The sequence below is a fragment of the Collinsella sp. CLA-AA-H167 genome, assembly GCF_040095305.1.
Taxonomy (GTDB): domain Bacteria; phylum Actinomycetota; class Coriobacteriia; order Coriobacteriales; family Coriobacteriaceae; genus Collinsella.
In genome coordinates, this window is sequence record NZ_JBBNGA010000001.1 from 311814 (window position 1) to 326364 (window position 14551).

The 14551-nt window shown below is 58.5% G+C and carries 13 protein-coding genes; 11 read left to right on the forward strand and 2 right to left on the reverse strand.

Annotation, left to right across the window (positions count from 1 at the left end; genetic code table 11):
• Positions 1-69: 69 nt before the first annotated feature.
• Positions 70-1152, reverse strand: coding sequence for an iron-containing alcohol dehydrogenase family protein (locus tag AAAT03_RS01440; RefSeq protein WP_117773850.1), 1083 nt, complete (start codon positions 1150-1152; stop codon positions 70-72).
• A 486-nt stretch (positions 1153-1638) separates the two neighbouring features.
• On the opposite strand from AAAT03_RS01440, the gene ileS reads away from it, so the two are divergent.
• The 11 genes from ileS (at position 1639) to AAAT03_RS01495 (ending at position 14118) form a co-directional block, all read left to right on the forward strand.
• The gene (gene ileS, locus AAAT03_RS01445) at positions 1639-4440 is read left to right on the forward strand and encodes an isoleucine--tRNA ligase (RefSeq protein WP_349102408.1); all 2802 of its coding nucleotides are present in this window, start codon (positions 1639-1641) and stop codon (positions 4438-4440) included.
• A 312-nt stretch (positions 4441-4752) separates the two neighbouring features.
• Positions 4753-5280, forward strand: coding sequence for a signal peptidase II (gene lspA, locus AAAT03_RS01450; RefSeq protein ID WP_231501590.1), 528 nt, complete (start codon positions 4753-4755; stop codon positions 5278-5280).
• The gene (locus AAAT03_RS01455; protein ID WP_117773847.1) at positions 5280-6293 is read left to right on the forward strand and encodes an RluA family pseudouridine synthase; all 1014 of its coding nucleotides are present in this window, start codon (positions 5280-5282) and stop codon (positions 6291-6293) included. The genes lspA and AAAT03_RS01455 overlap by 1 nt, the downstream gene beginning before the upstream one ends.
• 82 nt (positions 6294-6375) lie before the next feature.
• Positions 6376-7671 carry a glycosyltransferase family 2 protein gene (locus tag AAAT03_RS01460; RefSeq protein WP_117773846.1) on the forward strand — a complete coding sequence of 432 codons (1296 nt, stop codon included), beginning with the start codon at positions 6376-6378 and terminating at the stop codon, positions 7669-7671.
• Positions 7672-7751: 80 nt separating this feature from the next.
• A complete protein-coding gene (locus AAAT03_RS01465) occupies positions 7752-8174 on the forward strand; it encodes a prepilin peptidase (protein WP_117773845.1) in 423 nt (140 codons plus the stop codon).
• A 31-nt stretch (positions 8175-8205) separates the two neighbouring features.
• Positions 8206-9453, forward strand: a complete 1248-nt coding sequence (locus AAAT03_RS01470; RefSeq protein ID WP_117790368.1) for an HD domain-containing protein — start codon at positions 8206-8208, stop codon at positions 9451-9453.
• A gap of 60 nt (positions 9454-9513) precedes the next feature.
• Positions 9514-10863 (forward strand): replication-associated recombination protein A, encoded by a 1350-nt coding sequence (locus AAAT03_RS01475; protein WP_164473304.1) that lies wholly within the window; start codon positions 9514-9516, stop codon positions 10861-10863.
• A gap of 95 nt (positions 10864-10958) precedes the next feature.
• Positions 10959-11546 carry a hypothetical protein gene (locus AAAT03_RS01480; protein WP_124786221.1) on the forward strand — a complete coding sequence of 196 codons (588 nt, stop codon included), beginning with the start codon at positions 10959-10961 and terminating at the stop codon, positions 11544-11546.
• Entirely contained in the window at positions 11539-11916 is a 378-nt protein-coding gene (locus AAAT03_RS01485; protein WP_117629310.1) for an ATP-binding protein, read from the forward strand. The genes AAAT03_RS01480 and AAAT03_RS01485 overlap by 8 nt, the downstream gene beginning before the upstream one ends.
• Before the next feature lies 1 nt (position 11917).
• Positions 11918-12709: an RNA polymerase sigma factor SigF gene (locus AAAT03_RS01490; RefSeq protein WP_117790364.1), complete on the forward strand. Its 792-nt coding sequence runs from the start codon at positions 11918-11920 to the stop codon at positions 12707-12709.
• Positions 12706-14118 carry an AI-2E family transporter gene (locus AAAT03_RS01495; RefSeq protein WP_349102409.1) on the forward strand — a complete coding sequence of 471 codons (1413 nt, stop codon included), beginning with the start codon at positions 12706-12708 and terminating at the stop codon, positions 14116-14118. Before AAAT03_RS01490 ends, AAAT03_RS01495 begins: the two co-directional genes overlap by 4 nt.
• 6 nt (positions 14119-14124) lie before the next feature.
• Here AAAT03_RS01495 and AAAT03_RS01500 read toward each other — a convergent pair whose 3' ends face one another.
• The gene (locus AAAT03_RS01500; protein ID WP_124786219.1) at positions 14125-14364 is read right to left on the reverse strand and encodes a hypothetical protein; all 240 of its coding nucleotides are present in this window, start codon (positions 14362-14364) and stop codon (positions 14125-14127) included.
• Positions 14365-14551: the final 187 nt, after the last annotated feature.

Consider the following 14551-nt stretch of genomic DNA (forward strand, 5'->3'; position numbering starts at 1 on the left):
CTGAATGCTGGAGCAATAAAAAACCACCAGAAAGGTGCCCGTCCCCTTTGTGGTGGTTTTGGGTCAGTCCTAGAGCGTGTGGCCGTAAGCGTTGGCGGCCTTGATGGCGGCGGCGAATTTCTCGTCGGTGAAGGGCTCCGGGTTGCCTTGCTTCCATTCGTTGGTGGCGTGCGCGTACTCGCACAGGGCAGGGATATCAGCCTCGGAAAGCCCGACCTGCTCAAGCGTCACGGGCAGGCCCATCTGATTGTTAAAGGCGGCGTAGCGCTCAAGGTTCTCGGTATCGCCCGTATAGGCGAACAGTACCAGCACACCCAGGCTCACGACCTCGCCGTGCAGGTAGGAGCCCTCGCGCGGAATGCTGCAGGAAGCGTTGTAGAACGCGTGCGCCACGCTCGAGTTGTAGTAGTAATCGTTTTGGTTGGTCAGGTTGGAGACGTAGCCCGTGTTGACCACGATATCGAGCGCGATCTGCTTGACGGCTTCGGTCGACAGGTTCTGGCGAACGTCCTCAAGACCCTGCACGCCATAGGTAAACAGCGGCTCGGAGCAGGTGTGTGCGAGCGCCAGGCCAAGACCTGCGGTGTGCTCCAGGTTGCCGGCGCTCGTGGCGTACTCGACCTCGGGCTGCTTGGACAGGGCATCGCCCACGCCCGCCCAGAAGTACTCCGCCGGAGCCTCGGCGATGATCTTGGGGTTGATGAAGATGTGCGCGGGGCGGTTGGGGTACGAATAGCCCTCGAGCGAGCCGTCGTCGTTGTAGACGACGGCAATGGCGGTCGCGGCCGAGCAGTTGGAGCAGATCGTCGGCACCGTAAAGACGATCTTCTTGAGCTCGATGGCCGCCGTCTTCATGGTGTCGAGCGCCTTGCCGCCGCCGCATGCGATAAGCACGTCGGCTTCCTGGCAGGCGGGGGAGTTTACGACCTTGGCGATATTGGCGCGTGTACTGTTGGTACCGTAGACGCGCGTCTCTAGAATCTCGACGTCGGTACCTTCCAGCACAGCTTCGATACCGGGAAGTGCTGCGGCCAGTGCCCGCTTGCCACCGATGATTGCGACCTTGGTCGCTCCGTATTCGGCCAGCGCTCCGGGCAGCTCGTCAAAGCAGTCTTCGCCGACGGTATAATCGCTCATCCCAATCGTGCGCATAGCAACCTTCTTTCGTTCGATAAAGTGCTTACAGGCATTTTGCTCCAAGTGAGTGCTTGCGACCGTGAGAAATTACTAAAGTATGAAACCGATGTTGAGGGTTTTTCGCTGGCGCGGAACGTGCTAGCATACTCCGCATAAGCGTTGATGGGGACGAGTAGTCGGCCATCCGCATGCTACAGAGAGCGGGGAGTGCTGAGAACCCGCGCATGCGACCGATGAAAATCACCCCGGAGCTGCGGTCCCAACGGACGCGTCGTGCAGACACGTCTTAGTAGACATCGCCGAGATGGTCGTCGATACAGACCAGCCGAGTAACGGATGCGAGCGCGCGAATACGCGGGCGAGGGCATCTAAGCTGGGTGGTTAAGCGAAGAGCTTTTGCGGGCACACGGCCCGTTTTGTGGCGCTTCGTCCCAGCTTGTAGGGACGGGCGCTTTTTTGGTGCCCAGAGGGCGTGCGCGCCCACGACATGAAAGGGGTACCGTGGCAAACGAGTACAAGCAGACGATGAATCTGCCCAAGACCGGTTTTCCCATGCGTGCCGGTCTTTCCAAGTCCGAGCCCAAGCGACTCAAGGACTGGCAGGACAACAAGGTCTACGAGCAGGTTCTGAAGAAGAACGAGGGTCACAAGAAGTTCGTGCTGCACGACGGCCCTCCGTACGCCAACGGCCCGATCCACATCGGCCACGCCATGAACAAGATCTCCAAGGACATGATCAACCGTTACTGGATGATGCAGGGCTATGAGGTTCCCTATGTCCCCGGTTGGGACTGCCACGGTCAGCCGATTGAGCACAAGGTCGAGGAGAAGCTCGGCACCGAGAAGTTCAACCAGACTTCCACGGCCAAGATCCGTGAGCTCTGCAACAAGTTCGCTGTCGAGAACATCGAGCTGCAGAAGGCCGGCTTCCGTCGCCTGGGCGTGCTCGGCGACTGGGACAACCCATATCTGACGCTCTATCACCAGCATGACGCCGCCGACATCGAGGTCTTCAAGGCCATGTTCGATAAGGGCATGATCTATCGCGGCCACAAGCCGGTTCACTGGTGCAAGCACTGTCACACCGCGCTCGCCGAGGCCGAGATCGAGTACTCCGACGAGACGAGCCCTTCCATCTTCGTTCGCTTTGAGATGACCTCCAAGCCCGCCGGCCTCGAGAACTTCGACGGCCCGGTCGACTTTATCATCTGGACGACTACGCCGTGGACCATCCCGTCCGACCAGGCAGTTTCCCTCAAGCCCGGCGCCGCCTACGTCGCCGTTGAGCACGATGGCCGTGCCGAGGTCATGCTCGAGGACCTGGCTCCCAAGTGCTGCGATGAGTTTGGCTGGGAGTACACCCCGGTCATGGTCGACGGCAAGCCCTACGTGGTGCCCGCCGAGACCTTCCACCACATCCACTACAAGCAGCCGATCTTTGACGGCGTTGAGGGCGTGGCGCTGCTGGCCGATTACGTCGGTGTCGATGACGGTACCGGTATCGTCCACAATTCGCCCGGCCACGGCGTCGACGACTACTTCGCCTGCCTCAAGGAGGGCATCACCGACATTTGCATGCCGGTCGATGACGACGGCAAGTTCTACACCGGCGAGGAGTTTGGTACCGGTGGCCCCTTCAGCGGTATGGACACCGACGAGGCCAACCCACACATCATCGAGTTCCTGCGCGAGCGCGGTACCCTGGTCCTCGAGAAGAAGATCACGCACAGCTATCCGCACTGCTGGCGCTGCAAGCATCCGGTGCTCTTCCGTGCTACCGACCAGTGGTTTGTCTCGATGGACAAGACCGGTCTGCGCGAGCAGGCTGGCAAGGAGGTCCGCGAGAACGTCAAATGGTATCCGGCCCACGCGGCCAACCGCATTGGCGCCATGGTCGAGCAGCGTCCCGACTGGTGCATCAGCCGTCAGCGCAACTGGGGCGTGCCTATCCCCAGCTACACCTGCGCCGACTGCGGTGAGAAGGTCATGAACGACGCTACGCTCGACGCCGTCATCAAGCTCTTCCACGAGAAGGGCTCCGACGCCTGGTTCACCGACGCTCCCGAGAGCTACCTGGGCGAGGCCTGCGTCTGCCCCAAGTGCGGTGGCCATCACCTCAAGGCCGATAAGGACATTCTTGACGTGTGGTGGGACTCCGGCGTCTCCTGGAAGGCCGTCTGCGAGTACCGTCCCGAGCTGGAGTACCCGGCGGACGTCTACCTCGAGGGCTCCGACCAGCACCGTGGTTGGTTCCAGAGCTCGCTGCTCACCTCGGTGGGCGCCAACGGCCATGCTCCGTACAAGGCGGTCGTCTCGCAGGGCTTCACGCTCGACGGCCAGGGCCGTAAGATGTCGAAGTCGCTCGGCAACGTCATCGACCCCATCAAGGTCTGCGACGAGATGGGCGCCGACATCATCCGCCTGTGGGTTGCCTCCGTCGATACCAGCTCCGACGTGTCCATCGACCACGAGATCCTTGCTCGTACCTCCGATGCCTACCGTCGTTTCCGCAACACGCTGCGCTTCCTGCTCTCCGAGCTCGAGGGTCAGTTTGAGCCCGAGACCGACGGCGTCGCCTTTGCCGACCTGCTGCCGCTCGACAAGCTCATGGTTGCCCGCCTGACTCAGGTCCAGGCCGAGGTTGACGACGCCTACTCTTGCTACGAGTTCCCGCGCGCCTACCGTGCGCTCTACGACTTCGTGGTTACCGAGCTCTCTAACGTGTACCTCGACGCCCTGAAGGACCGTCTGTACTGCGATAAGCCCGGCTCGCTCGAGCGTCGCAGCGCCCAGACCGTGCTTGCCGAGCTCTTCTCGATGCTCATGCGCGACCTGCAGCCGATCCTGTCCTACACGGTCGACGAGGCCATGGCCTATGCGCCTGCCGGCTGCGTCGATCACCAGAAGTACGCTGCGCTGCTCGATTGGTATAAGTCGCCCATTACGGTCGACGAGGCCAATGAGTTCGAGGGCGTGCTCGAGGCTTCACTCGAGCTCCGTAGCGCCGTGACCAAGGCCCTTGAGGACGCCCGCTCCGCCGGTACCTTCACCAAGAGCCAGCAGGTCCGCGTCAAGGCGGTCGTTCCCGCCGAGATGTACGCGCTGCTGACCGGCGACAAGGCCGTCGACCTGGCCGAGTTCTACATCGTCTCCGATGTTGAGTTGACCCAGGGCGAGGAGCTCTCCGTTGCCATCGAGGCTGCTGAGGGCGAGTGCTGCGACCGTTGCTGGAACTACCGCACCACCGTCGGCGAGTACAACGGCCACGCTCACATCTGCGAGAGGTGTGCGAACGCTTTGTAGTTACGCGGTTTTACCAAACCGCGTAACAGGTTGACGCTGCAAACCCGCCAGAGCGGCAATCTGCCTTTCAGCTTCGGCGGCATGACCAGAAGGTCTATGCCGCCTTGCTTCAAGGCACCTTGCTCGCTCTGGCGGGTTTTCGCTGTTGGTAACGAATCATCGGCTATTTCGTTGCTGGTCAATATAAGATATTGATTTGCGTTAAACGTAATTCGATGTTCTTGAGGGTAGGGGATTGATTTGGGTCGTACTGGGGATATGACGCCGCCTTTGCGTTGGCGGTTGGGTGTTGCTGGTGGGATGGCGCTGGTTGTGCTGCTTCTTGACCAGCTGACCAAGTTTGCGGTTCGTGCCGTGGGCGACGCTTTGCATGTGACCGTCATCCCTGGTGTCATCGACTTTATGTTTGTCCGCAATATCGGTGCCGCCTTTAGCATGGGCGAGGGGCATGGCATCGCGTTTGCCGTGCTGGCGTTGGCGGTCATTATCGCTATTTTTGTGTACCTCGTTCGTGCACCCCAGCTTGCCCATCTTGAGGTTGTGGGCATGGCGATGGTTGCGGGCGGTGCTATCGGTAACGCAATCGATCGTTTGGCCTTTGGCTTCGTGACCGATTTTATTGCCACCACCTTCATCGACTTCCCCGTCTTCAATGTGGCCGATATCGGCATTACGGTCGGTGTAGTGCTCGCCCTCTTCGGTTACATGTTCTTGAGCCCCGCGGCCCGTGAGGTCGATGCGACCGCCGAGCTTAACGCCCGTGATGAGGCCCGCGCCAAGCGCAAGGCTAAACAACGTGGGGAGCGTGCCCGCAAGATTCGTGAAAGGAATGAGCGCTAATGGCCGACATCCATATCCTTGTTGCCGACGATGCCGCTGGTCAGCGTCTTGACGCCTATCTGGGCGCCAATGACGGCTGCCCTACGCGCTCTGCCTGCGCGCATCTGATTGAGGGTGGGGCCGTAGTGGTCAATGGCGAGACCTGCCTGTCCAAAAAGTACGCCGTGCGAGCCGGTGACCGTATTTCGGTTGATTTGCCCGAGCCGCACGATCCCACCGATGTGATTCCCGAGGCCATCCCGCTCGACATTCGCTACGAGGACGACTATCTCATCGTGCTCTCCAAGCAGCGCGGCCTGGTGTGCCATCCTGCGCATGGTCATGAGAGCGGTACGCTCGCGAATGCCCTGGTCTATCACTGTGGTATCGACCATCTGGGCACCGTGCAGGGCGAGGACCGCCCCGGTATCGTGCATCGTTTGGATCGCGATACCTCAGGTCTTATGCTTGCGGCAAAGGACGACGACACCCAGCGCGCGCTCCAAAATCTTATCCGTACGCGCACGCTCGACCGCCGCTACATTACGCTCGTTCACGGGCACATCGCCATGGACGAGGGCACCATCAACACCGGTATTGCCCGATCGACGCGCGACCGCGTGAAGATGGCGGTTTCGGACGATCCCTTTGCGCGCCAAGCCATCACGACCTTCAAGGTCCTTGAGCGTTTTGATTCCACGCGCTTTGATGACGGCTACACACTCGTTGAGTGTCACCTGTTTACCGGTCGCACGCATCAGATTCGCGTGCACATGCGCCATATCAACCACGCCTGCGTGGGCGATCCGCTCTACGGCAAGTGCGATGCACGCGCCGATCAGGGTCTGACCAGGCAATTCCTCCATTCCTGGCGCGTAGCGTTCGATCATCCCGTGACGGGGGAGCGCATTGAGCGCCGCGACGAGCTGCCGTGGGATCTCGCTGCGGTTCTTGACGACCTGGCCCCGCGTTCGCTTGGTCGCACTGCTGCCGGCGACGAAATCGTACCGCAGCTCGGCCTGCTCGAAGCCTAGCCAGTATTAGGTGGTTTCTTGAACGCCCCTAGCCTGCGGTAAGATATACGGTTGTTTACGTAACGCGTTCCTGGGAGCCTGCATGCTCGCCTTTTTACAAACCAACACACCCATCGTGATCTTCAACCAGATTGTCGTCACGCTGCTCACGGTCTGCTTCTTGTACCAGGTGGTCTTCTTTGTCATCGGTGCTCTCCGCGGCGAGGTCGCGCCTCCCAAGGCCAAAAAACTCCACCGGTATGCCTTCTTTATTGCAGCACACAACGAGGAGGCCGTTATCGCCAACCTCGTTCGCTCCATCAAAGACCAGGATTATCCGTCCGAGCTCATCGAGGTCTTTGTCGTCGCCGATGCCTGCACCGATAACACCGCGCAGCTCGCGCGCGAGGCGGGCGCTGTCGTGTACGAGCGAAACGACCTGGCCCGTAAAGGCAAGAGCTGGGTCATGGACTTTGGTTTTGACCGCATTCTTAACGAGTATCCCGATACCTTTGAGGGCTACTTTATCTTCGATGCCGACAACGTTATCTCCCGCGATTACGTCTCCAAGATGAATGACGCCTTTGACCAGGGATTCCATGTGGTCACAAGCTACCGCAACTCCAAGAACTTTGGCAGCTCGTGGATCTCGGCTGCCAACGCCACTTGGTACCTGCGCGAGGCGCGTTTCCTTAACAACGCGCGTAATATCTGCAAGACGTCCTGTGCCGTCTCGGGTTCGGGCTACCTCATCTCCGCCAGTGTTATCGAGGGTATGCACGGCTGGCAGTTCCACACGCTGACCGAGGATATTCAGTTCACCACGTTCTGCGCCATTCACGGCATTCGCATTGGCTATGCGCCGGCGGAGTTTTTTGACGAGCAACCCGTGACGTTTAAAGCGTCTTGGAAGCAGCGTATGCGCTGGACCAAGGGCTTCTACCAGGTGTTCTTTACCTACGGTAAGCATCTGGTCAAATCGACGTTTTGCTATCATCGCTTTGCCGCATATGACATGTTTATGACCATCGCTCCGGGCATGTTGCTGTCCCTGATCTCCATGCTCGCCAACGCTACCTTTCTCATCGTGGGCGGGCTTTCGCATGGCTTCTTGGCCACCGAGGTCGAGATGCAGGCTTGTGCCGCCTCGCTCATTATGACCTTCGCGATGATGTACCAGACCTTCTTTATCCTGGCGCTACTTACGACCATCTTTGAGTACAAGCACATTCATTGTGCGCAAAAGTGGCGCCTGGTGACCAACCTGTTTACCTTCCCGATCTTTATGTTCAGCTATATCCCCATCACGGTGGCAGCGCTGTTCCTAAAGGTCGACTGGGTCCCGACGCAGCACGCCGTCAACGTTACCCTCGACGAGGTCATGCAAGGCGCCAAATAACCACCATCAAAACCACCACAAAGGTGCCTGTACCTTTGTGGTGGTTTTTGCTTTTGAGCAGCTGTTCATGGAGGTGCACGATGGTCTATATCCCGTTTTGGATTTGTTTCTTTGCCGGCGCGGTGATTGATGCCCGTGAGCGGCGGTTTCCCAATCAGCTTGCCGGCGCGTGTGCGGTGGCGGCACTTGCAGGCGTTTGGCTCGACAAGGGTGTTAACACGGCGTTTGACCACGCCGGTCTTGCGGTCATCGTCTACCTTGCCCTTGTGCTTACTGAGTCACTCTGGCGTCGTGTTCGCCACGTCCCTGGCATTGGCATGGGGGACGCCAAGGCGCTCTTCGCGCTTTGCACGCTCGACCCTATGGGCGGCATCGTGGCATTTGCCGTTGCGCTCCTGGCCCTTGCCCTCTCCTGCCTCTTCACAAAATCGCGCTCCCTGCCTTTGCTGCCGTTTTTGGTGCCGATTTTTGCCATAATCGAGGTCGTGGGCTGCACATTGTAACCGATTGCGCATCCTTCTTAAGGAGCATGCCATGGCATCTAATCAAGAAACGGCCGTCATTAAGGCGCGCATGGACCGTATTCCCTCGGCGTTATCGCCCGAACTTGTCGAGCGCATTGCCGCAGATCGTGCTTCGGGCTATGTCAACCCGTACCGTTGCGACGATGACCAGGTCATCCGTCGCGTTGATCGAGCCGCAGACGAGGGCACGCTCATGCGTCCGGCCTTTATGCGCGATACCGAAAAGATTCTTCATCTGCCTGCGTATGCCCGATACGCCGGCAAAACTCAGGTCTTCAGTTTTCGCAGTAACGATGACCTGTCGCGCCGAGGCCTGCACGTGCAGCTTGTCTCGCGCATCGCGCGTGATATCGGACGTGCTCTGGGGCTCAACTGCGATCTGATCGAGGCGATTGGCTTAGGCCACGACTTGGGTCACACGCCCTTTGGCCATGCCGGCGAGCGATTCCTCAACGATATCTATCACGAGCGTACGGGTCGCTTCTTTTTCCATAACGTGCAGTCGGTCCGCGTCCTCGATGCGCTGTACGGTCGCAACGTGTCGCTTCAAACGCTCGATGGCGTGCTATGCCATAACGGCGAGTACGAGCAGCGTGTTTTTGAGCTTTCGGACATGGGTTCCTTTGACCAGTTCGACCGAACCGTCGAGGAATGCATTGCCACAGGCTATAGCGCGATTGAGCACCTGCGTCCCATGACGCTCGAGGGCTGCGTCGTTCGCATCTCGGATATCCTTGCCTACGTTGGGCGCGATCGCCAGGACGCCATTGCGGCTGGCCTGCTGTCGCCCGACGCTTTTGACGACGGTCGGGGCGGCGCCTATAACAGCTGGATTCTCACGCACGCATCCATCGATATCGTTGAGCATAGCTACGGCAAACCGCGTATCGAGATGAGCGGGGACCTGTTTGAGGAGATCCGCCGGGCTAAGCGCGAGAACTACGAGAAGATCTATAGCAAGGGCGGTATCGAAGGCGACTCTGAAGCGGAACTGCGCGAGGCCTTCGAAAAGCTCTACGACCGTTGCCTGCAGGATATAAACGAGGGTGACGAGTCCTCCTACATCTTTAAGCACCACATTTCGCGTATTGAGCAGCAGCTTTCCTATTATGGCCGCACCTATGCTTGGCAGGACGACAAGGATCAGGCCGTCGTCGATTACATCGCAAGCATGACGGATGGTTATTTCTGCGAGCTGACGAGCAAATTGTTCCCAGGTCTAAAGTTTCCGCACCGCACCTATATTAACGAACGGTAGTTCGTATCCTTTCGGTATACTGTTGGTCAACAACGATTTTGATTAATGCACGGGATGGCTATGGACGACCTTTTTTCTGCTTCGACGCGCGAGCGCTCCTTTAAAAATGCGCCGCTTGCGGTGCGTATGCGCCCCAATTCGCTCGACGAGTATGTGGGCCAGCAAAAGGCCGTCGGTAAGGGCTCGTGGCTGCGCGCCGCGATTGAGCATGACGTGCTGTCGAGCGTGATTCTGTACGGCCCGGCTGGCACGGGCAAGACGACGCTGGCCCACATTATCGCCAACCATACCAAGAGCGAGTTTGTCGAGGTCAGCGCCGTGACGGGCACTGTGAAGGACCTGCGCCGCGTAATCGATGAGGCTAAGACCCGTCTGAACACCTACGACCGCCGCACCATTCTGTTTATCGATGAGATCCATCGCTTTTCGAAATCGCAGCAAGATGCCCTGCTGCATGCGGTCGAGAACCGCACCGTCATTATGATTGGCGCCACGACGGAAAACCCGTACTTTGAGGTCAACTCGGCATTGCTCTCGCGTGGGCGTGTGGTAGAGCTTGAGCACCTGAAGGACGAGGATATCGCCACGCTCATTGAGCGTGCGCTCGAGGCGCCGCAGGGTTTAAACGGTAAGTTCTCGGCCGATGAGGATACAGTCAAGACCATTTGCACGCTGGCCGCGGGTGATGCGCGCTCGGCGCTCACGACGCTCGAGCTTGCGAGTGAGATTGCCGTTACGCGTCCCGATACCGAGGGAACGCCAGCGCCGGCGGCGGGGGAACGCTATCCCATTACCGTGGATGACGTGAAGATCGCCAATCCGCGTCGTGGGTTTTCGTATGACAAAAACGGTGATATGCACTACGACATTATTAGCGCGTTCATCAAGTCCATGCGAGGCAGCGATCCCGATGCCACCATTTATTGGCTTGCGCGCATGATCGATGCGGGGGAGGATCCCAAGTTTATCGCTCGCCGCATTATGATTCAGGCTTCCGAGGATGTTGGCAACGCCGACCCGCAGGCGCTTTTGGTGGCACATGCCGCATTTAAATCTGCCGAGGTCATTGGCTATCCCGAGTGTCGCATCAACCTGGCTCAGGCTGCGCTCTATGTGTGCCTGGCGCCTAAGTCCAACGCGTGTGAGGCCTCGATCGATGCGGCGCTGGCCGATATCCACAGCAGTGGTCTTCGCGAGGTGCCCAGCTACCTGCGCGATCGTCACCGTCCCGGCAGCGACGAGTACGGTGTATACAAGTACCCGCACGATTATCCCGAAGGCTGGGTCGATCAGCGCTATTTGCCCGAGGGGTTGGAGCGCGGTGCGTTCTGGCAGCCTGCCGGCCGCGGTTGGGAAGAGTGGCGTGTGGAGCAAAGCGAGCGCGACCGTAGCGGCAACGCTCCCAAGTAGGCCATTGGCGCCTCGCGCATTCCCTTTGGGTATCTTTGCACTTCTTTGGGGTACCATGAAAAACGTCTGTATTTCGATTCCTTCGGGAGGCTTGTATGAGTCCCATTCAAATCGCCCTGCTGGTGCTCGCCGTTGCCGGCGTGTGGGCTGTTGTCGAGCTCGCGCTCACGCTGCGCAAGACCCGCACCGTCGTCGACTCGCTCGACAAGACGGTGAGTGACCTTAACAATACGCTCGCCGAGGCACAGCCCGTGGTGGCAAAGCTCGATGGCGCCGTTGACGAGCTTACGCCGGCACTTGCCCAGGTTGAGCCGCTCCTCAAGTCGAGCAAGACTGCCGTTGATGCTCTGACGTCTAACCTCGTTGAGGTTGAGGCGGTCGTTCGCGACATCTCCGAGGTCACGGGCAGCGTGGCCGAGGCTAGCAATGCCGTATCGAGCGTGACTGATTCTGCTGCTGGCGCCGTGCAGAAGCTCTTCAATAAGGTGAAGGCTCCTGCAGCCGACGCCGATCGCAAGCTCGCCGCTGCCGCCGCCGAGGCCGAGCAGCCTACTGAGCGCGTTCTGATTGACGATGACGATGCCGCTGCTGACGACGATGATGTTCAGAAGCCCGCTGCTAAGCCTGCTCAGTATTACACCTATACGCCTGCCGAGACCTCCGAGGAGTCCTGCGATGAGTAGTGAAGCAACCTGCCCCATTACGCTGAGCGTTGCCGGTGATCCGCGTCTCGCGCGCTTGGTGCGCATGACGGCCGCCAACGTCGGCGCCCTGTGCTCTATGTCCGTCGATCGCATCGAGGATATCCGCATGGCTGCCGAGGAAGCCTTCATCTTTGGGTGCACCGCGGTCGACTGCGACGACATCACGATCAATTTCGATGTGGACGAATCTCACGTCGGCATGACCTTTACCTTTGGGGAACAGGCCACCGTCGACGAGGATGACCAGGCTGCTGTGTATGCCGAGCTCATTCTTGCAAGCGTGTGCGATTCCTACGAAAAGACTGCGGCGCCTCTAACGCTTTCCCTCGACCTCAAGGCGGATATCTAATATGACCGAACGTTCCCGGAGCGGCAAGACCGCTTGGGACAAGGAGAAAACCCGCGAGCTGTTTCGTCGTTATAAGGAGACCGGTGATCCGGATGCTCGCGAGCAGCTCGTCATGTCCCATATGAACCTGGTAAGGTTTCTTGCCAACAAATTTAAGAACCGCGGCGAGCCGCTCGATGACCTTTTGCAGGTCGGCTATTTGGGCCTGCTCAAGGCTATCGACCGCTTTGACCCTGAGCGCGGGCTCGAGTTCACGACGTTTGCCACACCTACTATTATGGGTGAGATTAAGCGTCATTTCCGCGACAAGGGCTGGAGCGTGCGCGTGCCCCGTCGTTTGCAGGAGCTCTCGGCCAAGGTCAACCAGGCTACCGATAAGCTCACCAACGAGCTGCAGCGTTCGCCCAAGGTTGAGGAAATCGCCGAATACCTGGACGTGACCGTCGACGAGGTGCTCGAAGCCATGGAATCTTCCTCGGCTTACACCTCGGTGCCCATCGAGGCCCCCGGTGCGTCCGATTCCGATGATGCGCCTTCGATTCTCGATCGCTATGCCGACGACGACAACGAGCTCGACTTTACCGATGACCGCCTGGTAATCGAGGAAGCCATCCGCGATTTCTCGCCGCGCGAGCGCGAGGTTATCGAGCTGCGCTTCGTTAAGGGCATGACCCAGATCGAGATTGCCAAGAAGCTTGGCATCTCGCAGGTGCAGGTCTCGCGCCTGCTGCGCCGTACCCTTAAGAAGATTCAAGATAAGATTGACCCCGACGGAGTGATGATTCGTTCATGAGTGAGCACCCCCAACAAATCGACCGCACGCTTCGCGATACCCGCATTCTGACGCTGCGCATTTGGGGCGTCGTCGGCTGCATTGTCATCGCTGCCGTCATCTTTAACCTTATGGGCATCCTGGCACCGGTCATCGAGTTTCTCGCTGTCGGTTCCATCATCGCTTTTGTGATGTCTCCGATCACCAACTGGCTCGAGCATCACGGTGTCGGACGTGGCCTCGGTTCGCTCATCGCACTCATTGTGGTTGTTGCCGTGCTCGTCGGCGTCGTCTGCATCCTATCGCCTATTTTGCTCGGTCAAATCATGGAAGTCCTGAGCCGCCTGCCCGAGCAGCTTCGTGTTGCGGGTGGCGATCTCAACGAGATGCTCTCGCACGCTAAGACGCTCAACAACACGCCGCTCAAGGAGTATCTGGACGACAATCTTTCTTCGTTGGTTACCGTAGCGTCCAAGTACGTCTCGCAAATCGCTGCTGAGCTCGGCCGCGGTGTGTTTCCGCTCATTACCAACACGGCCTCGCAGCTGTTCGTCATCTTCCTGGGTCTGGTGCTTGCCTACTGGCTTGCCTGCGATTATCCCCGCATGCACCACGAGGTCTGCACCATCATCGGGCAGGAAAAGGAGACCTCGTACCGCTTTATGGTGGCCATCCTTTCGCGTTCGGTCGGCGGCTACATGCGTGGCATGGTCATCACATCGATCTGTGGCGGTTTTCTTGCCTTTATTGGTTTTACGATCATCGGCCATCCGTATGCAGCACTCATGGCTATCTTTACCGGCATTATGCACCTGGTTCCGGTTGTCGGTCCCTGGGTGAGTGCGGCGATCGCCACGGTGCTCGGCTTTATGTTCAGCCCCATGCTGGCGTTGTGGACGCTTGTCGTGACCATGGTGGCTCAAAACGTCACCGATAATGTCATTTCGCCTAAGGTCATGCAGAGCTCGGTGCAGGTGCATCCCGTTATGAGCCTGACGGCTCTCGTTATCGGTTCGGCACTCATGGGTCCCATCGGCATGGTTATCGCCATTCCGCTGTGCGCGGCCCTCAAGGGCATTTTCGTCTACTACTTTGAGAACGAGACCGGGCGTCAGCTCGTGGCATACGATGGCGCCGTGTTTAAGGGCACTCCGTATCGCGATACCGAGGGTAACCCAGTTGCCGTCTACGACGCGCTTGGCGACGATACGTTCATCTATGAGTCCGAGCTCATCGGCAACGAGACCGCGCCCGAGGCCAAGGCCATGCCCAAGCCCGAGCTCGATAATCCCTGGATTAAGCTCTCAGGCCTGCAGCCCGACGCGACGGGTTTCTTTAAGAACCCCTTTGCCAAGGACGACGACACAAGCTCTGACGACGACACCAAAACCGGCATCGACGGCTCCATGGACGATTCGGATTCCAAATAGGCCCTGTTAGCGTTTCTTGATGTTGTAAATAACAATAAACGCGATCAAAGTGATTGATAAGGGGCCAGCCACATAGAAAAAGATGGCGTCAATTGCGCTTAGGGTGTAATACGCTTTATCGCCAGATGTTACTGCGTACAATGCGTAGCCAAATCTCGGCTGGTTCACATACCAGCTCGAGTAAGCGAAGATTGCTAAAAGGGCTACCGAGGTTAGTGCATTCACGACAAACCGTTTGCTATTCATCGATCGCTCCTTCCGGACGATTCTTATATGCAATTATACCGAAATCATTTTTTTTCAAAGTATTTGACAGACCTAAATAACGTGCACTTTCGCTGGAGGGTCGCTGTTTGGCGGCCCTCTTTTTTGCACAGGCGCGGTGGGATGGTAATATCGTTACGTTTGAACTGTTTCGATGTGAAACCGAGGA